This window comes from Oceanimonas marisflavi (assembly GCF_003049725.1).
GTDB lineage: Bacteria > Pseudomonadota > Gammaproteobacteria > Enterobacterales > Aeromonadaceae > Oceanimonas > Oceanimonas marisflavi.
In genome coordinates this window covers 162,929-182,133 of record NZ_QAGM01000002.1, presented here as the reverse complement: position 1 = coordinate 182,133, position 19,205 = coordinate 162,929, and the positions used below count along the sequence as shown (strand labels likewise).

Genomic DNA, 19,205 nt, shown 5'->3' with positions numbered 1-19,205 from the left:
GGATGGGGAGCAGGGATTAGCTGTAGGCGCCGCTTTAGCTGGCGCAAACCTGCAGACGACTGTGTCTTCAAGGCCTGTTGCACAGGCCCTGCCGGCTAAAGCGGCAGCTACAAATAAAAAAGGGACCGGAAACCGGTGTTAACCAGTCCCCAGTCCCTATTCCCCAGTCCCGATCTCTTACGCCTGCTGCGCCTCGGCGGCCTCTTCGGCCTCGGGCTGGTTCATCGGCATGATGATGTTCATCACAATGGCGGTGATGCCGCCGGCGGAGATGCCGGAGGCGAACACGTTTTTAATGATGTCGGGCATAAACTGCAGAATGTCCGGCTTCTGGGAGATGCCCAGGCCCATGCCAAAGGAGATGGCGATGATGAACAGGGCGCGGCGATCCAGCTTTTCCCGGGACAGAATGCGCACACCGGCGGCGGCGATGGAGCCGAACATCACCAGGGTGGCGCCACCCAGCACCGGCTCGGGAATGCGCTGCACCAGGGTGCTGATGGCCGGGAACAGGCCCATGATCACCAGAATACCGGCCACAAAGAAGCCCACGTGGCGGCTGGCCACGCCGGTCATCTGGATCACGCCGTTGTTCTGGCTGAAGGTCGACACCGGAAAGGTGTTGAAGATGGACGCCAGTGAGGAGTTCACGCCGTCACCCAGCACACAGCCCTTGAGGCGGCGCATGTATACCGGGCCGGAGACCGGCTCGCCGGACACTTCCGAGGTGGCGGTGGTGTCGCCGATGGCTTCCAGCGAGGTGATCACATAGACCAGCACCAGCGGAATAAACAGGGAAGCGTCAAAGCCCAGGCCATACTGCATGGGAATGGGCAGGGCCACCGAGGGCAGGTTGTCGGACAGCGGGGCCAGCTTTCCCATTTGCCAGGCCAGCAGAGTGCCGGCGACCATGGCCACCAGAATGGACGACAGCCGAATGTAGGGGTTACGGCTGCGGTTCATCACGATAATGATGCCGAGCACGGTGCCGGCCAGGGCCAGGTTCTCCAGGGAGCCGAACTCACCCGCGGCCATGGCGCCGAAGCCGCCGCCGATGGAGGTGAGGCCCAGCTGGATCAGGGTAAGGCCGATCAGGGTCACGATAATGCCGCTCACCAGGGGAGAAATGATGCGCCGGGCCAGGTGCAGAAAGCGGGAGATAATCATCTCGGTGGGAGCGGCCAGCAGGGCGGTGCCGAAAATGGCCGCCAGCATGGCTTCTGTGGTCACGCCGCCGTCCTTCATGGCCAGACCGCTGGCAATGATGGGACCGAGAAAGTTGAAGCTGGTGCCCTGAATGGACAGCAGGCCGGTGCCGATGGGACCGACCCGCTTCATCTGAATAAAGGACGCCACGCCGGTAATAAACAGCGACATGCTGATGATGTGCGCGGTATCGGCGGCGGGAATGCCCAGGGTCTGACAGATGATCAGCGGCGGCGTGATCACCGCCACAAACAGCGCCAGCAGGTGCTGAACGGCGGCAAACAGAGACTGCATAAACGGCGGCTTGTCATGAAGCCGGTACACCAGATCGCTCTGGTGCGAAGATTGCTGCGTGTGATTAGACATATTTTTTCCGGTGGTGTTGCTACGGGTGTTGTCGTTGTTATGGTTATTTTTGGCGAGCCGGTTTGAAACCGGGCCGCTGAAGGGCGCATAGGATACTGGATCTGCGCCCTTGCGACCAGTTATTGTGTGCAAAAATTGTGTGAATTGTGTTCACATTTCGTATGCAAAATATTCACCTGACCCGAAAATCAACCTGTGAAGACAAAATGGAACTGAGACTGACTTTCTTTTAGAATTGCGTCTTCTTCCTTGTGGTTTAAACGGGCAATCACGGCAACATGGAACAGTTTACGGCGCTGACCGATATTCTTTACAGCGAGATCTGGCTGCCTCTGTGGCACCGGTTTGCTGGTCTGTTTGATCTTAATGGCCGCCTGGGCGTGGTGTTCCTCGCCATTTCCTTTGCCGTGGCCTATGTGTTGTATCGCCGGCGCAACGATGGCCGCTATCGCAGCTTTGGTCACTTTCTCGGCGGGCGGGAGGTCTGGCTGCACCGCTCCGCCATTATTGACTATCAGTATTATTTTTTGCGGGTGTTGCTGCATATCGCTCTGGTGGCGCCTGTGCTGCTGTGGCTGGATCCTTACCTGCTGCGCTCGGGGGATGTGACCACCCGGCTCACCGAGTGGTGGGGCGAGCGTCCCTGGCAGGGGGAAAGCACCGGCCTGATGCTGGGTTATGGCCTGGGGGCCTTTCTGGTGTCGGACTTTGTGCACTACTGGGTGCACAGAGCCTTTCACGGCCGCTGGCTGTGGGAGTTTCACAAGGTGCACCATTCAGCCACTGTCATGGTGCCGCCCACCGCCAGCCGCATTCATATCGTGGAAAAGCTGATCGAGAAGCTGTGCAAGGGGGCGGCGCTGGCGCTGTTTGCCGGGCTGTTTTTCTATCTGAGCGGAGGCAAGATCAGCAAGTACACCCTGTTTGGCTCCAGCTATCTGGTGCTGCTGTTCAACTCCCTGGCGGCCAATTTGCGTCACAGCCATGTGTGGCTGTCGTTCGGCCCCGTGGTGGAGCATGTGATCAACAGCCCGGCCCAGCATCAGATCCACCACAGCCGGGATCCGAAGCATTTCAGCCTGAATTACGGCACCAACCTGTCTGTCTGGGACTGGATGTTCGGCACTCTGTATGTGACCACTTCCACGCCGGAGCCGCTGGAATTCGGCGTGGGGGAGAAGGACAACCTGCGTTACCAGCGCATGAGCACCCTGATCCTGCGGCCGTTCTGGGTAACCGGCGGCAAGCTGTGGCGGGCCCTTGCCGGACTCTGGCCGCAGGCGCTTGTGAGCCGTGGCCGGCGGCGGCTAGAATAGCGCTCTTTTGAGCGCCGGGAGTAAGGCTGTGGAATTTGATTTTTTGCGTGATCTGGACGGCCGTTGCCGGGCCCGGTGCGACATGGGCCATGAGGCCTTTGGTCAGTGGCTGACCGACGAGGTGGACGCCGCCGAAGCGAGTGTGCTGCTGGCGGCCATTGACGCGCTGGACGCTCAGCCGCAGGACGAATTTCGCAAGGAATATGCCGAGTTCACTCTGGCCCTCGGCGATGGCGAGGCCGAGCTTGTCGGCCATGGCCTGGCCTTTGACAGCGGCGAGCTGGAAGAGGGCATGAGCTACTACGACGACGCTCACTACGCCGGCTGCGGCCTGGACGATCTGGCCCGGCTGCTCACCCAGTGGCGGGAGTTTATTACCGGCCGGTGAGGGGTGGGGAGAGAGGAGTGAGGAGAGGGGGCTGACCCCAGGCTCGGTGTTTTTCTCCTCACGCCTCACCCTTTACGCCTCACAGGCGACAGCCTAGAACTTCACCTTCCCCCGTCCGCTCTTGATCTTGCCCCTGTGGGTCTTGCTGTCGGTGCGTTTTGCCTTTGCCGCCTTGCTGGGCTTGGTGGGGCGGCGCACCTTGACCGGTTTGCCCGCCTTTTGCAGCAGGGCCACCAGCGCCTCCTTTGCTGCTTCCTTGTTCATCAGCTGACTGCGCTCGCTTTCCACCCTGATCAGTATCAGGCCGCTGGGCAGCACGCGGTGATCCTTCATTTTTGCCAGCGCCTCTTTATAGACCCCGGGCAGGCTGGGGCTGCCGGCGTAGTCAAAGCGCAGCTGCACCGCCGAGTCGGTCTTGTTGACGTGCTGGCCACCCGGGCCGCCGGCCCGCATGGTGATAAATTCCAGCTCGCTGTCCGGGATATGCACCCGGGCGGAGACTTCCAGCATGGTTTTTTCCTTTGCACTCGATTGGTGCGAACTGTCTGACGATTGCACCAGCATAACATTTTGCCATCCCCCTTATCCACGCGCCTACATTTAAGTTGTTGAATATATTGAAGTAAAAAGTTGGCACGAAGCTTGTAACAGAGAGGGTGACTCAACAGGATGCGCGAGGAGCCCCCATGAAAATGATTTGCGCCATTATCAAACCCTTCAAGCTCGACGATGTGCGTGCGGCCCTGGCCGGCATGGGCATCGACGGCATGACGGTGAGTGAAGTAAAGGGATTCGGCCGCCAGAAGGGCCACACCGAGCTGTATCGGGGAGCCGAATATCAGGTGGATTTTCTGCCCAAGATCAAGCTGGAAATCGCCGCCCAGAGCGACGAGGTGGAACAGGTGATTGAAACCATTACCGAGGCCGCCGGCACCGGCAAAATCGGCGACGGCAAGATCTTCGTATATGACCTGCTGCAGGCGGTGCGCATTCGCACCGGCGAGCGGGATCTGGAAGCCATTTAAGGGAGACACCGTCATGGATGCACTGACCGAAGTGAAATTTGCCCTCGACACCTTTTATTTTCTGATGTCGGGCGTGCTGGTGATGTGGATGGCTGCCGGCTTCGCCATGCTGGAAGCGGGCCTGGTGCGGGCCAAGAACACCACCGAAATACTGACCAAGAACATTCTGCTGTTCGCCATTGCCTGCACCATGTATCTGCTGGTGGGCTATTCCATCATGTATGTGAACAACCCGGAAGGCGGCGTGCTGCCCAGCCTGGGCAGCCTGATCGGCAGCCCGGCCGACGGTGCGGATCACGCGCTGGAGTCGGACTTCTTCTTTCAGGTGGTGTTTGTGGCCACCGCCATGTCCATCGTTTCCGGGGCCGTGGCCGAGCGCATGAAACTGTGGGCGTTTCTCGCCTTCAGTGTGGTGATGACCGGCTTTATCTATCCGGTGGAAGGTTACTGGACCTGGGGTGGCGGCTTCCTCTCCGAGTGGGGTTTCACCGACTTTGCCGGCTCCGGCATTGTGCACATGGCCGGCGCCGCCGCCGCTCTGTCCGGCGTGTTGCTGCTGGGCGCACGCAAGGGCAAATATGGCAAGCACGGCGAGGTTCATCCCATTCCCGGATCCAACATGCCGCTGGCGACCCTGGGCACCTTTATTCTGTGGATGGGCTGGTTCGGCTTTAACGGCGGCTCCCAGCTGCTGGTGTCCGATGTGGAGAACTCGACCGCCGTGGCCAAAATCTTCGTTAACACCAACGCGGCCGCCGCCACCGGTGCCATCGGCGCCCTGCTGGTCACCAAGCTGACCTGGGGCAAGGCGGATCTCACCATGATCCTCAACGGTGCTCTGGCCGGACTGGTGGCGATCACCGCCGATCCGCTGTCGCCGGGTCATTTGTGGGCGGCCTGCATCGGCCTGCTGGCCGGCGTGCTGGTGGTCTATGCCATCGTGGGGCTGGACAGACTGCGTATCGACGATCCCGTGGGTGCCATCTCGGTACACGGTGTGTGCGGCATGCTGGGCCTGCTGCTGGTGCCGGTGGCCAACGGGGACGCCTCCTTCCTGGCTCAGCTTGCCGGCATTGTAGTGATTGGCGGCTGGTCGTTCGGTGTCAGTCTGCTGGTGTGGTATGGCTTCAAGCGCACCATGGGCATTCGAGTGGGTGAGGAAGAAGAGCTGTCGGGCATGGATCAGATCGACTGTGGTATCGATGCCTATCCCGAGTTTGTCACCCTTAAGCCGCGTTAAGCCAGCTGTGTCCCCCCGGTGTTCACGCCGGGGGACCTGTTGAGCAGTGCAGTGATACGTCTTACTTACGTCACGAGACTTCGCGTCTTGTTTTTGAGGAGCCTGGTGCTCCTCTTTTTTTGATCAGGCTCAATGAAGCTGATTGAAGATGAAAATTTTTCGTATTTGAGTATGCCCTGGCTGTTGATTCCCTCTTTGAGCCGGCTATACTGCTGAACGTTAATTATTCTCAATCAACCTAATGGAACCGGATGATGACCAAGAAATTTGTCCTGACCGCCGCCGCTTTGCTGGCGTCCAGCTTCACAGCCCAAGCCTTTGCCGAAGAAGTGAACGTCTACTCCAACCGCCAGGAATTTCTGATCAAGCCCATTCTCGATACCTTTACCAAGGAAACCGGTATCGATGTGAATCTGGTGTTCATCAAGGATGGCATGGGTGAGCGTCTGGAGCGGGAAGGACGCTTGTCTCCGGCCGATCTGGTGCTGACCGTGGACGTCAGCCGGTTGATGGATGTTGTGTCCAAGGATCTGACTCAAGCCGTGCAGAGCGAGGTGCTGGAAGCCAACATTCCTGCCCAGTACCGCGATGCCGATGGCAAGTGGTTTGCGGTCACTACCCGCGCCCGGGCCATTTACAGCTCGGTTGAGCGGGTGGGCAAGCGTGACGACATCACCTATGAAGAGCTGGCCGATCCCAAGTACAAGGGCAAGCTCTGCACCCGCAGCGGCAAGCACCCCTATAACGTGGCGCTGACCGCCTCCATGATTGCCGAGCACGGCAGCGAGTACACCAAAAACTGGCTGCAGGGCCTGAAAGACAACCTGGCGCGCAAGCCCCAGGGCGGCGACCGGGATCAGATCAAGGCCATCAATGACGGTGTGTGTGACTACTCCCTGGGCAACAGCTACTACTATGGCGTGATGCTGACCAATGACGACCAGCGCGAGGCTGCCGAGTCTGTCTACATCAACTTCCCCAACCAGGAAGATCGCGGTACTCACGTTAATATCTCTGCCGTGGCCATGACGAAGCACGCCAAGAACAAGGACGCCGCCGTCAAGCTGATGGAATACCTGGCCGGTGATGAAGCCCAGCACCTGTATGCCTCTGCCAACAACGAGTATCCGGTCAAGCCGGGCGTGGAGCCTTCCGAGCTGGTGAAAAGCTGGGGTGAGTTCAAGGCTGATACTCTGCCGCTGACCGAAGTGGCAAAACATGCCAAGGAAGCGATCAAGCTGGTAGACGAAGTGAAATACGATCTGTAAAAAGACGGGGGCTTGTCCCCCGTTTTGGTTTTTTACATGAAAAGATTTGGTTGGACGGTCAGCAGCTGGGTCATCGCCCTGGCGCTGACCTTGCCGATTCTGGCACTGATAGTTGAAGCCCTGTTGCCCGCAGAAGACATCTTTCGTCATCTGTGGGCTTCTGTGCTTCCGGCCTACATAGGCAACACCTTCTGGCTGGTGCTGCTGGTGATGGCGCTCAGCCTGTTGTTCGGCCTGCCCGCCGCCTGGCTGATGGCCATGTGCGAGCTGCCCGGCCGCCGCTGGCTGCAGTGGGCGCTGATATTGCCCCTGGCCATGCCGTCCTACATAGTGGCGTTCGTTTATACCGATTTGCTCGACTATTCCGGTCCGGTGCAACAGGTGCTGCGGGAGCTGTTTGGCTGGCAGTCGGCAAGCGACTACTTTTTTCCGCCCATTCGCACGCTGGGGGGCGCCGCCCTGATACTGGGGCTGGTGCTTTATCCCTACGTTTATCTGCTGGGGCGAACCGCCTTTCTGGAGCAGTCCACCAGCCTGATTCAGTCCAGCCGGCTGCTGGGCTGCTCGCCCTGGCAGAGCTTTCGCCGGGTCAGCCTGCCCCTGGCCCGGCCGGCGCTGGCAGTGGGTCTGTCTTTGGTGGCCATGGAAACCCTGGCCGAGTTCGGCACCGTCAATTTCTTTGCGGTGAATACCCTGACCACGGCGGTGTACGACACCTGGCTGGGCTATGGCAGTCTGCAGGCGGCGGCCAAGATTTCCGCCATCATGCTGCTGGTGATAATGGTGCTGCTCAGCCTGGAGCGCATGAGCCGCAAGCGTCAGCAGGTGTTTCAGAAGAGCATGGGCCACGAGCAGGAAGGCGGCTATCAGCTCAGCGGCGGCCGCAAGTGGGCGGCGCTGGTGTTTTGCTGGGGGCTGGTGGGGCTGGGCTTTTTGCTGCCCTTTGTCATTTTGTGCTATCACGCGGTGCGTTATTTTGGCCAGGCCTGGAACAGCCGTTTCTTTGAATACAGTTTCAACAGCCTGCTGTTGTCGGCGGTGGTGGCGGTGCTGGCGCTGGCCATTGCCCTGTTGCTGGGCATGACCCACCGCCTTAAAGGCAAGCGCCATACCGTGCTGCCCCTGCGGCTGGCTTCCATGGGCTATGCCCTGCCGGGTACCGTGCTGGCCATTGGCGTGCTGGTGCCGCTGACCATGATGGACTTTGCCATTAACGATCTGGCCTTGTGGCTGAATCTGCCCGAGCCGGGGCTGCTGCTGACCGGTACCATGACCGCCATCGCCTTTGGCTATCTGGTGCGCTTTGGCGCCATGGCCATTGGTGCGGTGGAAAGCAGTCTGAACAAGGTGTCTCCGTCTCTCGACATGGTGACCCAGACCATGGGCTATGGCCCGGCGGCCATGATTCGGCGGGTGCACCTGCCTCTGATCCGCAAGGGCATGCTGGCCGGGGCCCTGCTGGTGTTTATTGAGTGCATGAAAGAGCTGCCGGCGGCGCTGTTGCTCAGGCCCTTTAATTTTCAGACCCTGGCCACCTATGTGTATCAGTTTGTGTCCGACGAGCAGCTGGAGCTGGGCGCCCTGCCCGCCGTGGTGATTGTGCTGGTGGGACTGATACCGCTGATTTTTCTGAACCGTTCACTGGAGCAACATCACTGATGGCGGCACTGACTATTCACGACATTTGTTGCAGTTACAACGGCAAGCCGGTACTGGATGGCCTGTCGCTGAAAGTGCAAAGCAACGAGATCATGTGTCTGCTGGGGGCCAGTGGCTGTGGCAAGACTACTCTGCTGAAAGCGGTGGCCGGGCTGCTGCCGGTGACCCGGGGCGAGATTGCCATTAACGGTCAGGCGGTGAATGGGCATGGTCTGGCGGTGGTGCCGGAAGAGCGCAATATTGGCATGATTTTTCAGGATTATGCCCTGTTTCCCCACCTCAATGTGGCCCAGAACGTGGCCTTTGGGCTGCAGAGCAAGGAAAGTAACAAGGCCTTTATTCAAAAGCGGGTGGCTGAGGTGCTGGAGCTGGTCAATCTGGTGGGGCTGGGCGATCGCTATCCGCACCAGCTCTCCGGTGGCCAGCAGCAACGGGTGGCCATTGCCCGGGCGTTGATCTGCCAGCCTCAGCTGATGCTGCTGGATGAGCCCTTTTCCAATATCGATACTCAGGTGCGCATGCGGCTGATTGGCGAAATTCGCGCCTTGCTGAAAGAGCAGGGCATCAGCGCCATTTTTGTGACTCACAGCAAGGAAGAAGCCTTTGCCTTCTCCGACAAGCTGGCGCTGTTCCGCGAAGGCCACATTGAGCAGGTGGGCCGGCCGCAGACCCTGTATCAGCATCCGCAAACCCCCTTTGTGGCCGACTTTCTCGGCCAGAGCAACTATGTGCCGGCCACGGTGCACGACAGCCATACCCTGCTGACCCCCATAGGGAGCATTCCCAGCCTGGTGCCCATCGACGCCGAGCCCGGCAGCGAGGGCCGGCTGTTGCTGCGCCCGCGCCAGATCCACCTGACCGAGGCCGAGCAGGGCAATGGCAGGGTACTGGAGCAGCAGTTTCTCGGTGCTCATACCCGCTGCCTGGTGGAGTGTCAGGGCCTGACCCTGGAGGTGAGCATCAACGAGCCCCTGCCGGCGGTGAGCGGCGTGCAGGTGAGCGTGGCGCCCCATGCCCTGACCTTTTTTCCCGGTGAAGGCGAGCGCCGCCGGGAAGTGGCCTGACATTAAAAGGGGTCGGAGTCATTTTTTCTTTAAGATAAAATGACTCCGACCCCTTTTAATGGATGAGCAATAATGACAGCACAAGCCGGCATTTGCGCCGAACCCAACCTTCACGCTTATTACCTGTTTTTCAATATTCTTCCCGGTCGTCATGCCGAGGTGCGGAACAAGCTGAAAACCGTGCCGGCGCTGTGGCGGGAGCTGGCCTCAGGCTTTCCCGATGCCGCCTTTTCCGGCCTGGTGGCCATTGGCAACGAGAGTTGGGACGAACTCTACCCTCAGGCCCGTCCGAGTGAGCTGACCGCTTTTCCGGCTCAGGGAGAAGGGGAGCGTTCTGCGCCGGAAACACCCTTTGATTTGTTCTTTCAGCTGCGCGCCGACCGCCTCGATGTGGCCTATATCGGGGTGCAGCGGGTGATGACGCTGCTGGCCGGTCTGGCGGAACTCAAGGACGAGCGCCAGGGGTTTCGCTATCTCGACAGCCGTGACATGACCGGCTTTGTGGACGGCACCGAAAACCCTCAGGGCGAAGACAGGGCGGCCGTGGCGCTGGTGGCCGACGGCCCCTTTACCGGTGGCAGCCATCTGCATGTACAGCGCTATCATCACCGCATGGCCCGCTGGCAGAAACTGGCATTGAAGGCCCAGGAAGACATATACGGCCGCACCAAAGATGACAACATCGAATATGCCTCGGCCGACAAGCCGCTCACCGCACACACCAGACGCACCAGCCTGAAGGACGCTGAAGGCCGCAGCATGGAGATATTGCGCCAGAGCATGCCCTGGGGCAGTGCCACCGAGCAGGGCCTGGTTTTTGTTTCCTGCTGCCGTACGCCGCTGCACTTTACCCGCATGCTGGAGAGCATGTACCAAAAGGACGGCGACGGGCACTTCGACCTCCTGACGCTGTTTACTCAGCCCCGCACCGGTGCGGCGTTTTTTGCGCCTTCAGAAGAATGGCTGTTGTCCTAGGGAGATGTGTAACGCTCTGCCTGAAGCGTAAGGAGCGAGGGGAGAGGAGTGAGGGGAAAAGCGAAAGACGCCTCACCCCTTACTCTTCACCCCTCACGGAGTATTTAAACGTATTGCTCGAACAGCTCCAGTACACTCTGATACAGCTCTTCGATGGGGGTTTCCTTGGTGGGGGTGATAAAGATGGTGTCGTCGCCGGCGATGGTGCCGAGAATGCCCTCGGCACGGCCAAGAGAGTCGAGCATGCGGGCGATGAGCTGGGCCGCACCTGGGCTGGTGTGAATGACGATCAGCGCGCTGTTGTGACCCACATCCAGCACCAGATTCTTGAGCTGGCTGCTGGAGGTGGGAACACCCAGCTCCACCGGCAGGCAATAGACCATTTCCATCTTGGCATTGCGGGTGCGCACGGCGCCGAACTTGCTCAGCATGCGCGAAACCTTGGACTGGTTGATGTTCTCGAACCCCAGTTCCTGCAGGGCATTAACGATTTCCGCCTGAGAGCCGAAACGCTCTTCCTTTAGCAGCGCCTTGAACGCCTTGACCAGCTGTTCCTGTTTTTCGTTCATTTTTTGCAGTCGACCAAGCGTGAGTGAATGGGACATATTGTCTATCCGTTATGGGGTTTTATCAAGGAATAGTCATTTATCTTGCATAAAGATGCAGATTTAGCTTGCATTAACAATAATGCAAAATAAAATCAGCCAAAGACTCTGACAGATGAAGTGAACATAGCGCATGGGCATAGAATTCAGCGGCATAAGCAAGTCCTGGTCCGGTCAGGAAATTTTAAGCCAGGTTTCGCTGCAATGCGATGCCGGAGAGACATTAGTGCTACTTGGCCCCAGCGGCGCAGGAAAAAGTTCTCTGCTCAGGCTGATGAACCTGCTGGATATTCCGGATGCCGGCAGCCTGGCCATTGCCGGGGAACAATTCAGCTTTCCCTCCGATAACAACGGCCGGTTGTCAAAGCGGGCGCAGGCCCTGCGGAGCAAGGTGGGCATGGTGTTTCAGCAATATCACCTGTGGCCCCACCTGACCGTGGAGCAGAACCTGCTGGAAGCGCCCCTCAAGGTACTGGGCATGAACAAGGCCGAGGCGCAGCAAAAGGCGATGCAACTGCTGACCCAGCTCAAGCTGGCCGACAAGCGCCATGCCTGGCCCGGGGCCTTGTCCGGCGGTCAGCAGCAGCGGGTGGCCATTGCCCGGGCGCTGATGATGAACCCCGAGGTATTGTTGTTTGACGAGCCCACGGCGGCGCTGGATCCGGAGATCACCAAAGAGGTGGCCGAGATCATTGCCCAGCTGGGGAAAACCGGCATTACTCAGGTGATTGTGACCCACGAAGTGAACTTTGCCCGCCGGGTGGCCACCAGAGTGGCCTATCTGGAGCAGGGCAAACTGGTGGAATACGGTGACGCTTCCTTGCTTGACCACCCTCAGACAAAACGTCTGGCGGAATTTCTGACTCATTAAAATAAGGACATACCCATGAAAAAGACCCTGTTGTCCCTGGCCCTGCTGGCCGCCGCCGGCAGCACTGCCGCCGTGGCAGACGAAGTAAAGTTCGTGACCAACGCCGCCTATCCTCCCTTTGAATTCGTTGACGACAACAACGAAATGCAGGGCTTTGACATCGATCTGGCCAAGGCCCTGTGCGAGGTGGCCGAGCTTGAATGCAGCTTTCACAACCAGGCCTTTGACAGCCTGATCCCCAGCCTCAAGTTCAAGCGCTATCATGCCGCCATCGCCGCCATGGACATCACCCCCGAGCGCGCCGAGCAGGTGGACTTCAGCGACATCTACTACGAAAACTCCGCGGTATTTGTGGCGCCCACCGGCCAGTTCACCGCCATTGACCAGCTCAAGGGCCAGACCGTGGGCGTGCAGAACGGCACTTCCCACCAGAAATACATTCAGGACAAGCTGGAAGGGGAAGGTCTGAAGCCCCGTCCCTACCAGAGCGTGCAGGATGCCCTGCTGGACATGACCAACGGCCGTATTGAAGCCGTGTTTGCCGACACCGCCGTGGTGGGTGACTGGCTGGCCAAGTCGGAAGGCTATGAAGTGGTGGGCGAGGCGGTGACCGACGACAACTACTTCGGCACCGGTTTCGGCATTGCCGTGACCAAGGGCAACCAGGAGCTGCTGAACAAGCTGAACCAGGGGCTGGCCGAGCTCAAGGCCAACGGCACCTACGACAGTCTCTACGGCAAGTACTTTCCCCACTGATGATGACGCATCTGTTTAATGCCGGCCTGATGACCCTCGGGCTGGCATTGGTCTCGCTGGTGGTGGGCATGGTGCTGGCCATGCTGTTCTGCGGTGCCGAAATGAGTCGCTGGCGGCTGTTGCGGCTGCCGGCGTCTGCGCTCACCACAGTGCTGCGGGGCCTGCCGGAAATTCTGGTGGTGTTCTTTATTTATTTCGGCTCCACTCAGGTGTTGTTTCTGCTCACCGGGGAATACATAGAGTTCAGTCCCTTCTGGTGCGGGGTGACCGCGCTGTCGCTGCTGTTTGCCGCCTATTCGGCCCAGACCCTGCGCGGCGCGCTCAACGCCGTGTCGCGCGGTCAGCGTCAGGCGGCCCAGGCTCTGGGGCTGCCGCCCCTGTACACCTTTTTTCATATTGTGCTGCCGCAAACCTGGCGTCATGCCCTGCCGGGGCTGAGCAATCAGTGGCTGGTGCTGCTGAAGGACACGGCGCTGGTGTCGCTGATCGGCGTGCATGACCTCATGCACCAGGCCAAGTCGGCGGCGGCCAGTACCTACGAGCCCTTTACCTGGTATGCGCTGGCGGCGCTGATCTATCTGGCCATTACCCTGGTCAGCCAGCAAGGGCTGAAACGTCTGCAGGCGAGGGTGACCCGTTATGACTAAATGGCTTGAATATGCGCTGACCCTGCTGGAAGGCCTGCAAATTACCCTGTTGATCACCGGTTCCGGCCTGCTGCTGGGGTTGTTGATCGCGCTGCTGCTCACCTGGATCCTGGACAGGCGAGTGCCGGTGCTGAACTGGCTGGCGGAAGGCTATCTTCTGCTGATCACCGGCACGCCCCTGCTGGTGCAGATCTTTCTTATTTACTATGGTCCGGCCCAGTTCGACTGGATCAAGCAAAGCTGGGTCTGGGAGTATCTGCGTGAACCCCTGTTCTGTGCCATTCTGGCGCTGGGCATGAATGCCGGTGCCTATACCTGCCGGCTGTTCAAGGGCGCGCTGGATGCGGTGCCCAGGGGTGAAACCCTGGCCTGCCGGGCACTGGGCATGAGCGAGTGGCAGACCCTGAGCGTGAAGCTTCGTCACGCCATGCGCCGGGTGATCCCGGCCTATTCCAACGAGGTGGTACTGGTGCTCAAGGGCAGCTCCCTGGCCAGCACCATTTCCATTATGGACATCATGGGCCTGGCCCAGCGCATCAACGGCCAGACCTACGACACCCTGGCGGTGTTCGGCGTGGCCGGTGCCATGTATCTGCTGATGAACAGCCTGCTGACCGGCCTCTTTCGCCTGCTGGAACGGCGTGCGCTGGCGTTTCAGCAGCAGGGGTAACGAGCTGCGTTGGCTCACATAACCATTACATTTGATGGGCCTGGGCATTGTGTTTGCACGGCGGTTTCGCTATTTTGCATAGGCCCAGGAAACGTATAACTATTCAATAATAAACGGAGTTCAGTTATGAAAGTTGCCGTACTCGGAGCTGCCGGTGGTATCGGTCAGGCTCTTGCCCTGCTGTTGAAGAACAACCTGCCTGCCGGCTCTGAACTGAGCCTGTACGATATTGCTCCCGTTACTCCCGGTGTTGCTGCCGATCTGAGCCACATCCCCACTGCCGTTAACGTGGTTGGTTTCGGTGGCGAAGACCCCACTCCGGCCCTGACCGGCGCCGACATTGTGCTGATCTCCGCCGGTGTGGCCCGCAAGCCGGGTATGGACCGTGCCGACCTGTTCAACGTGAACGCCGGCATCGTCAAGAACCTGATCGAAAAAGCCGCTGCCGCCTGTCCCAAGGCCTGCATCGGTATCATCACCAACCCGGTGAACACCACTGTGCCGATCGCCGCCGAAGTACTGAAAAAGGCCGGCGTATACGACAAGAACAAGCTGTTCGGCATCACCACCCTGGACGTGATCCGTGCCGAGACCTTCGTGGCCGAAGCCAAGGGTCTGAACGTGGCCGATGTCAAGGTTCCCGTTATCGGTGGCCACAGCGGCGTGACCATTCTGCCGCTGCTGTCCCAGGTGGAAGGCGCTTCCTTCTCCGACGAGGAAATCGAGAAGCTGACCTACCGCATTCAGAACGCCGGCACCGAAGTGGTTGAAGCCAAGGCCGGTGGCGGCTCCGCCACCCTGTCCATGGGTCAGGCTGCCTGCCGTTTCGCCCTGTCTCTGGTGAAAGCCATGCAGGGTGAAGCCAACGTGGTTGAGTGCACCTACGTCGACGGCGGCAGCGAGCACGCTGCTTTCTTCGCCCAGCCGGTACTGCTCGGCAAAAACGGCGTGGAAAAAGTCCTGCCCTACGGCGAAATCAGCGCCTTTGAACAGGCCGCAATGGACGGCATGCTGGAAACCCTGCGTGGCGACATTCAGAAAGGTGTGGAGTTCGTTAACCAGTAAGGTTGTCGAATCAAACACTAAAAAGGGAGCTTCGGCTCCCTTTTTTCGTTCAGGGATGGGGGAATAGGGACTGGGGATTAGAGGGGAGTAGGCTGGAATGAGCGCCTTGCGAAGCATCAGTGCGGTTGCGCTCCGCTGACACGCTACAAGACATCCATGTAACGCTCGAAATGCCATCCATGGCATTTTATGGTCGGCTCCGGCAATCCCCACTGTTGCTTCGGGTAACATCGGCGTTGCCTGCTTGCTTTTAATCAGCGCCGAGCGTGCCGTGAAGGAAGTAGGCTGGAATGAGCATAGCGAATTCCGGTGTTGCTGTGGCCGCACTTTCGTTGGGATTCGTTTCGCTCACCTCAACTACGCAGTGACAACCTCCCGCTTTTCATACAAGCACAGCTTAGCACCAGTCCAAGCGACACCACTTACAGCTTACGGCTTAAGGCTGTGGTTGCTCCAGGCGCGCCCTGTCTTCGAACCGTTTTCCCGGCCCAGCTGTTGGCTTATCCAGTGGCCGGTGTGCACCAGTTGGTTGAGATTAACGCCGGTTTCCAGGCCCAGGCCGTGCAGCAGATAGACCACGTCTTCGGTTGCCACGTTGCCGGTGGCGCCTTTGGCATAGGGGCAGCCGCCCAGGCCCGCCACCGAGCTGTCGATAATACGCAGGCCCTGCTCCAGCACTCCATAGAGGTTGGCCAGCGCCTGGCCGTAGGTGTCGTGAAAATGAGCCGCCAGCCGCACCAGGGGCACCTCCTGCCGTACCGCCGACAGCATGGCGATGGCTTTTTTCGGCGTGCCGGTACCTATGGTGTCGCCGAGGGAGATTTCATCGCAGCCCAGACGGTACAGCGCGCCGGCGACCTTGGCCACGGCGGCGGGAGCGATGTCCCCTTCATAGGGGCAGCCCAGCACGGTGGAGACATAGCCCCGTACCCGCAGGCCGCGTTCGCGGGCCAGCTGCAGTACCGGGGTGAAGCGCTCAAGACTTTCCGCCACCGAACAGTTGATGTTCTTTTGGCAAAAGCTTTCCGAGGCGGCGGTAAACACCGCCACCTCATCGGCACCGGCGGCCAGGGCGGCTTTCAAGCCCTGCAGGTTGGGGGTCAGAGCCGAATACACCACGCCATCTTTACGGTGAATACCGGTTAACACCTCACCACCATCGGCCATTTGCGGCACCCATTTGGGGGACACAAAACTGGCTGCCTCGATATGCGTCAGGCCGCAGTCCGCCAGCCGCTCCACCAGCCCGATTTTGATATTGGTAGGCACGCGTGCCGGCTCGTTCTGCAGGCCGTCCCGGGGGCCCACTTCCACCAGTCTGACGCTATCCATCATCGGCCTCCAGCCGTAACAGCTCATCGCCTTCACTCACCTGCTCTCCGGCGCGAAAGTGGATTTCTGTCACTGTGCCGTCCATGGGGGCGCGAATGGGGTGCTCCATTTTCATGGCTTCCAGCACCAGCAGGGTCTGGCCCTCGGTAACTTCGTCGCCTTCGGCCACGTTCAGTTCTCCCACCAGCCCGGGCATGGGGGCGGTGAGGCTGCCACCCGTGTTATGCCGGGCGGTGCCGGCCTCGTCAGTTACCCTGCGCAGATCGAAGCGCTGGCCTTGATGGAACAGCCAGAGATTGTCGTTGTCACCGGCCAGATGCAGGCTGATCCGGCGATCATTCAGCATTACCCGCAGCTGTTCACCGGCCAGCTCGCCTTGCAGGTCAAACTCTTGCTCATTCACTCGTGCACGCCAGCCGGCCTCGGCGGTGGTCAGGGTGACATCATGCAGGTTACCGGCATAGTCCAGACGCAACGGGTATTCCGCCGGCTGGTTCAGCCGCCAGCCGGTGGCGGCAGCAAAGGGAGAGGCGCCACGTTGTGGCAGACGCAGAGCATAAGCCAGCGCCCCCAGCGCCAGCACCTCGCCGGCAGACAATTCAGGAGCCGGAAAAAGGCTGTGCTCGTGCTGCTCAATAAACTGAGTGTGCAGCTCGCCGGCTACAAAGGCGGGGTGACGGCACAGGCGATGCAAAAAGCCGATATTGGTTTTGGCGCCGCCGATGCGGTACTGCGCCAGTGCTCGGGCCAGTCCGGCCAGGGCGGCATCACGGGTTTGATCGTGCACGATCAGCTTGGCGATCAGCGGATCGTAATAAATGCCCACCTCATCGCCTTCACGCGCCCCGGTATCGAGGCGCACCCGGCTTGAGGTGGCTGGCTCACGCAGCACATGCAGGGTGCCGGCGGCGGGCAAAAAGCCGTGCTCGGCGTCCTCGGCGTAGATACGGGCTTCCACTGCATGACCGCTCAGGGTGACTTCTTCTTGAGTGAGCGGCAGGGGCTCGCCCGCCGCCACGCGCAACTGCCATTCCACCAGATCCAGCCCGGTAATAAACTCGGTCACCGGATGCTCCACCTGCAGCCGGGTATTCATCTCCATAAAGTAAAAGTAGCCGTCGTCGGTATAGAGAAACTCCACGGTGCCGGCACCGCGATAGTCGATGGCCTGAGCGGCGCGCACCGCCGCTTCCCCCATGGCGGTGCGGGTGGCCGGGCTCAGTCCGGGGGCGGGGGCTTCTTCCAGAATTTTCTGATGCCGACGCTGTACCGAGCAGTCCCGCTCGGAAAGGTAAAGGCCGTTGCGGTGGGCATCGCAGAATACCTGCACTTCCACATGGCGGGCGTCGGGCAGATAGCGTTCCAGCAGCATGGCGTCGTTGCCAAAGGCGGCCCTGGCCTCGCGGCGGGCAGCGGCCAGCGCCTCATTAAACTCACCGGGCTCATGCACAATGCGCATGCCCTTGCCGCCGCCGCCGGCCACCGCCTTCAGCAACAGCGGATAACCGCAGGCATCGGCCTCGGTTTTCAGTCGTTCATTGCTCTGCTCCTCACCGTGATAGCCGGGCACCAAGGGTACACCGGCAGACGCCATCAGCGCCTTGGCGGCGGCCTTGTCGCCCATGGCGGCAATGGCGGCAGGGGGCGGCCCCACAAACACCAGGCCGGTGTCGGCACAGGCCTGCGCAAAACCGGCGTTTTCCGAGAGAAAGCCGTAACCCGGGTGCACGGCATCGGCCCCGCAGGCGGCGGCAATCTCCAGCAGTGCCGCCTGATTAAGATAACTTTTCACTGCCGGTGCCGGGCCCAGACGCCAGGCCTCGTCGGCCAGCTCCACATGCAGGGCGTGGCGGTCGGCATCGGAATACACGGCAATGGTGTGCAGCCCCAGCCGGCGCGCGGTGCGCAGCACCCGGCAGGCAATTTCGCCCCGGTTGGCCACCAGCAGTCTGGTCAGCATAAATCGTCCTCCCAGTCCGGCGTGCGCTTTTTCATAAAAGCGGCCAGCCCTTCCCGGGCTTCATCGGTGACGCGCAGGGCGGCCAGGCGCGCTGCGCTGTCAGTTACCAGGGCCCGGTTGAGCGGTTGGCCGGCATAGTCCCGAATCAGGGTTTTGGCTGCGATTTGCGCTTGAGGGCCGCCCCGCAGCAGTGCCTCAATAATGGGGGCGGCGGCCTGCTCAAGGGAAGAATTTGCCACTTCATGCACCAGCCCCAGCTCCCCGGCACGGTGAGCGTCGATCACTTCCGCACTCAGCATATAGCGCCGGGCCTGACGGGCCCCCAGCACCCGCAGTACATAGGGGGAGATGGTGGCGGGAATAAGCCCCAGACGGGTTTCACTCAGGCAAAAGCGGGCGTCATCGGCGGCAATCACAATATCGCAGGCGCACACCAGCCCCAGCGCGCCGCCGTAGGCCGCCCCCTGCACCAGTGCCAGGGTGGGTTGAGCAAAGCGATCCAGCCGCCACAGCAGCTCGGCGAGCCGGGCGGCATCGGCGCGGTTTTGTGCCGGGCTTAATTCGGCAGCCCGCTGCATCCAGCCCAGATCCGCTCCGGCGCAAAAGTGCCTGCCCTCGGCCTTCAGCACCAGCAGGCGTAGGCTTGTCTCGGCTTCGGCCTCGCTCAGGCGGGCATGAAAGGCATCGATAGCGGCTTCGTTCAGCACATTGCGGCGCTCGGGGTTGTTCAGTACCAGCTCCCACACGCCCTTGCCGGAGGGTTGCAGCAATACGGGGTCAGACATGACACCT

Annotated in this window: 19 protein-coding genes; 13 read left to right on the top strand and 6 right to left on the bottom strand. The window is 60.3% G+C overall.

Features of this window, described 5'->3' with window-relative positions; all coding sequences use genetic code 11:
- Positions 1–177 precede the first annotated feature (177 nt).
- A complete protein-coding gene (locus tag DA373_RS02455) occupies positions 178–1,572 on the bottom strand; it encodes a uracil-xanthine permease family protein (protein WP_107850768.1) in 1,395 nt (464 codons plus the stop codon).
- A gap of 278 nt (positions 1,573–1,850) precedes the next feature.
- Between DA373_RS02455 and DA373_RS02450 the strand changes: the two genes are divergently transcribed.
- Both DA373_RS02450 and DA373_RS02445 read left to right on the top strand, forming a co-directional pair.
- Positions 1,851–2,888, top strand: a complete 1,038-nt coding sequence (locus tag DA373_RS02450) for a sterol desaturase family protein (protein ID WP_107850767.1) — start codon at positions 1,851–1,853, stop codon at positions 2,886–2,888.
- 28 nt (positions 2,889–2,916) lie between these two features.
- Positions 2,917–3,276, top strand: a complete 360-nt coding sequence (locus DA373_RS02445) for a YacL family protein (RefSeq protein WP_107850766.1) — start codon at positions 2,917–2,919, stop codon at positions 3,274–3,276.
- Positions 3,277–3,369: 93 nt separating this feature from the next.
- On the opposite strand, the gene arfB is transcribed toward DA373_RS02445, so the two are convergent.
- Positions 3,370–3,786: an alternative ribosome rescue aminoacyl-tRNA hydrolase ArfB gene (arfB, locus tag DA373_RS02440; protein WP_107850765.1), complete on the bottom strand. Its 417-nt coding sequence runs from the start codon at positions 3,784–3,786 to the stop codon at positions 3,370–3,372.
- Positions 3,787–3,962: 176 nt separating this feature from the next.
- On the opposite strand from arfB, the gene DA373_RS02435 reads away from it, so the two are divergent.
- The 6 genes from DA373_RS02435 (at position 3,963) to DA373_RS02410 (ending at position 10,507) form a co-directional block, all read left to right on the top strand.
- Entirely contained in the window at positions 3,963–4,301 is a 339-nt protein-coding gene (locus DA373_RS02435) for a P-II family nitrogen regulator (protein ID WP_107850764.1), read from the top strand.
- Positions 4,302–4,314: 13 nt separating this feature from the next.
- Positions 4,315–5,541 (top strand): ammonium transporter, encoded by a 1,227-nt coding sequence (locus DA373_RS02430; RefSeq protein ID WP_107850763.1) that lies wholly within the window; start codon positions 4,315–4,317, stop codon positions 5,539–5,541.
- Between the two features lie 254 nt (positions 5,542–5,795).
- Positions 5,796–6,809: a Fe(3+) ABC transporter substrate-binding protein gene (locus DA373_RS02425; protein ID WP_107850762.1), complete on the top strand. Its 1,014-nt coding sequence runs from the start codon at positions 5,796–5,798 to the stop codon at positions 6,807–6,809.
- Between the two features lie 36 nt (positions 6,810–6,845).
- A complete protein-coding gene (locus DA373_RS02420; protein ID WP_107850761.1) occupies positions 6,846–8,468 on the top strand; it encodes an ABC transporter permease in 1,623 nt (540 codons plus the stop codon).
- Positions 8,468–9,532 carry an ABC transporter ATP-binding protein gene (locus DA373_RS02415; RefSeq protein WP_107850760.1) on the top strand — a complete coding sequence of 355 codons (1,065 nt, stop codon included), beginning with the start codon at positions 8,468–8,470 and terminating at the stop codon, positions 9,530–9,532. The genes DA373_RS02420 and DA373_RS02415 overlap by 1 nt, the downstream gene beginning before the upstream one ends.
- Before the next feature lie 72 nt (positions 9,533–9,604).
- Positions 9,605–10,507: a Dyp-type peroxidase gene (locus DA373_RS02410; RefSeq protein ID WP_107850759.1), complete on the top strand. Its 903-nt coding sequence runs from the start codon at positions 9,605–9,607 to the stop codon at positions 10,505–10,507.
- 104 nt (positions 10,508–10,611) lie between these two features.
- Here the strand turns inward: DA373_RS02410 and argR are convergent, their stop codons facing one another.
- Positions 10,612–11,112 (bottom strand): transcriptional regulator ArgR, encoded by a 501-nt coding sequence (gene argR / locus DA373_RS02405; protein WP_408635739.1) that lies wholly within the window; start codon positions 11,110–11,112, stop codon positions 10,612–10,614.
- Positions 11,113–11,245: 133 nt separating this feature from the next.
- On the opposite strand from argR, the gene DA373_RS02400 reads away from it, so the two are divergent.
- The 5 genes from DA373_RS02400 (at position 11,246) to mdh (ending at position 15,121) form a co-directional block, all read left to right on the top strand.
- Positions 11,246–11,983 (top strand): ATP-binding cassette domain-containing protein, encoded by a 738-nt coding sequence (locus tag DA373_RS02400; protein WP_107850758.1) that lies wholly within the window; start codon positions 11,246–11,248, stop codon positions 11,981–11,983.
- Positions 11,984–11,998: 15 nt separating this feature from the next.
- Complete coding sequence (locus DA373_RS02395) at positions 11,999–12,739, top strand: transporter substrate-binding domain-containing protein (RefSeq protein WP_107850757.1); 741 nt, start codon at positions 11,999–12,001, stop codon at positions 12,737–12,739.
- Positions 12,739–13,386, top strand: coding sequence for an arginine ABC transporter permease ArtQ (gene artQ, locus DA373_RS02390; protein ID WP_107850756.1), 648 nt, complete (start codon positions 12,739–12,741; stop codon positions 13,384–13,386). The genes DA373_RS02395 and artQ overlap by 1 nt, the downstream gene beginning before the upstream one ends.
- Positions 13,379–14,056: an arginine ABC transporter permease ArtM gene (artM, locus tag DA373_RS02385; protein WP_107850755.1), complete on the top strand. Its 678-nt coding sequence runs from the start codon at positions 13,379–13,381 to the stop codon at positions 14,054–14,056. Before artQ ends, artM begins: the two co-directional genes overlap by 8 nt.
- 126 nt (positions 14,057–14,182) lie before the next feature.
- Positions 14,183–15,121 (top strand): malate dehydrogenase, encoded by a 939-nt coding sequence (gene mdh / locus DA373_RS02380; RefSeq protein ID WP_107850754.1) that lies wholly within the window; start codon positions 14,183–14,185, stop codon positions 15,119–15,121.
- 429 nt (positions 15,122–15,550) lie between these two features.
- Here the strand turns inward: mdh and DA373_RS02375 are convergent, their stop codons facing one another.
- The 3 genes from DA373_RS02375 to DA373_RS02365 are packed head-to-tail and all read right to left on the bottom strand — an operon-like array spanning position 15,551 to position 19,198.
- Positions 15,551–16,453: a hydroxymethylglutaryl-CoA lyase gene (locus DA373_RS02375; protein WP_107850753.1), complete on the bottom strand. Its 903-nt coding sequence runs from the start codon at positions 16,451–16,453 to the stop codon at positions 15,551–15,553.
- Positions 16,446–18,413 carry an acetyl/propionyl/methylcrotonyl-CoA carboxylase subunit alpha gene (locus tag DA373_RS02370; protein WP_107850752.1) on the bottom strand — a complete coding sequence of 656 codons (1,968 nt, stop codon included), beginning with the start codon at positions 18,411–18,413 and terminating at the stop codon, positions 16,446–16,448. The genes DA373_RS02375 and DA373_RS02370 overlap by 8 nt, the downstream gene beginning before the upstream one ends.
- Positions 18,407–19,198 carry an enoyl-CoA hydratase-related protein gene (locus tag DA373_RS02365; protein WP_107850751.1) on the bottom strand — a complete coding sequence of 264 codons (792 nt, stop codon included), beginning with the start codon at positions 19,196–19,198 and terminating at the stop codon, positions 18,407–18,409. Before DA373_RS02365 ends, DA373_RS02370 begins: the two co-directional genes overlap by 7 nt.
- Positions 19,199–19,205: the final 7 nt, after the last annotated feature.

Excerpts from the sequence above, each read along its gene's own strand:
- DA373_RS02455 (WP_107850768.1), bottom strand. The coding sequence starts at position 1,572 with ATGTCTAATCACACGCAGCAATCTTCGCACCAGAGCGATCTGGTGTAC.
- DA373_RS02450 (WP_107850767.1), top strand. The coding sequence starts at position 1,851 with ATGGAACAGTTTACGGCGCTGACCGATATTCTTTACAGCGAGATCTGG.
- arfB (WP_107850765.1), bottom strand. The coding sequence starts at position 3,786 with ATGCTGGAAGTCTCCGCCCGGGTGCATATCCCGGACAGCGAGCTGGAA.
- DA373_RS02435 (WP_107850764.1), top strand. The coding sequence starts at position 3,963 with ATGAAAATGATTTGCGCCATTATCAAACCCTTCAAGCTCGACGATGTG.
- DA373_RS02430 (WP_107850763.1), top strand. The coding sequence starts at position 4,315 with ATGGATGCACTGACCGAAGTGAAATTTGCCCTCGACACCTTTTATTTT.
- DA373_RS02425 (WP_107850762.1), top strand. The coding sequence starts at position 5,796 with ATGACCAAGAAATTTGTCCTGACCGCCGCCGCTTTGCTGGCGTCCAGC.
- DA373_RS02420 (WP_107850761.1), top strand. The coding sequence starts at position 6,846 with ATGAAAAGATTTGGTTGGACGGTCAGCAGCTGGGTCATCGCCCTGGCG.
- DA373_RS02415 (WP_107850760.1), top strand. The coding sequence starts at position 8,468 with ATGGCGGCACTGACTATTCACGACATTTGTTGCAGTTACAACGGCAAG.
- DA373_RS02410 (WP_107850759.1), top strand. The coding sequence starts at position 9,605 with ATGACAGCACAAGCCGGCATTTGCGCCGAACCCAACCTTCACGCTTAT.
- argR (WP_408635739.1), bottom strand. The coding sequence starts at position 11,112 with ATGTCCCATTCACTCACGCTTGGTCGACTGCAAAAAATGAACGAAAAA.
- DA373_RS02400 (WP_107850758.1), top strand. The coding sequence starts at position 11,246 with ATGGGCATAGAATTCAGCGGCATAAGCAAGTCCTGGTCCGGTCAGGAA.
- DA373_RS02395 (WP_107850757.1), top strand. The coding sequence starts at position 11,999 with ATGAAAAAGACCCTGTTGTCCCTGGCCCTGCTGGCCGCCGCCGGCAGC.
- artQ (WP_107850756.1), top strand. The coding sequence starts at position 12,739 with ATGATGACGCATCTGTTTAATGCCGGCCTGATGACCCTCGGGCTGGCA.
- artM (WP_107850755.1), top strand. The coding sequence starts at position 13,379 with ATGACTAAATGGCTTGAATATGCGCTGACCCTGCTGGAAGGCCTGCAA.
- mdh (WP_107850754.1), top strand. The coding sequence starts at position 14,183 with ATGAAAGTTGCCGTACTCGGAGCTGCCGGTGGTATCGGTCAGGCTCTT.
- DA373_RS02375 (WP_107850753.1), bottom strand. The coding sequence starts at position 16,453 with ATGGATAGCGTCAGACTGGTGGAAGTGGGCCCCCGGGACGGCCTGCAG.
- DA373_RS02370 (WP_107850752.1), bottom strand. The coding sequence starts at position 18,413 with ATGCTGACCAGACTGCTGGTGGCCAACCGGGGCGAAATTGCCTGCCGG.
- DA373_RS02365 (WP_107850751.1), bottom strand. The coding sequence starts at position 19,198 with ATGTCTGACCCCGTATTGCTGCAACCCTCCGGCAAGGGCGTGTGGGAG.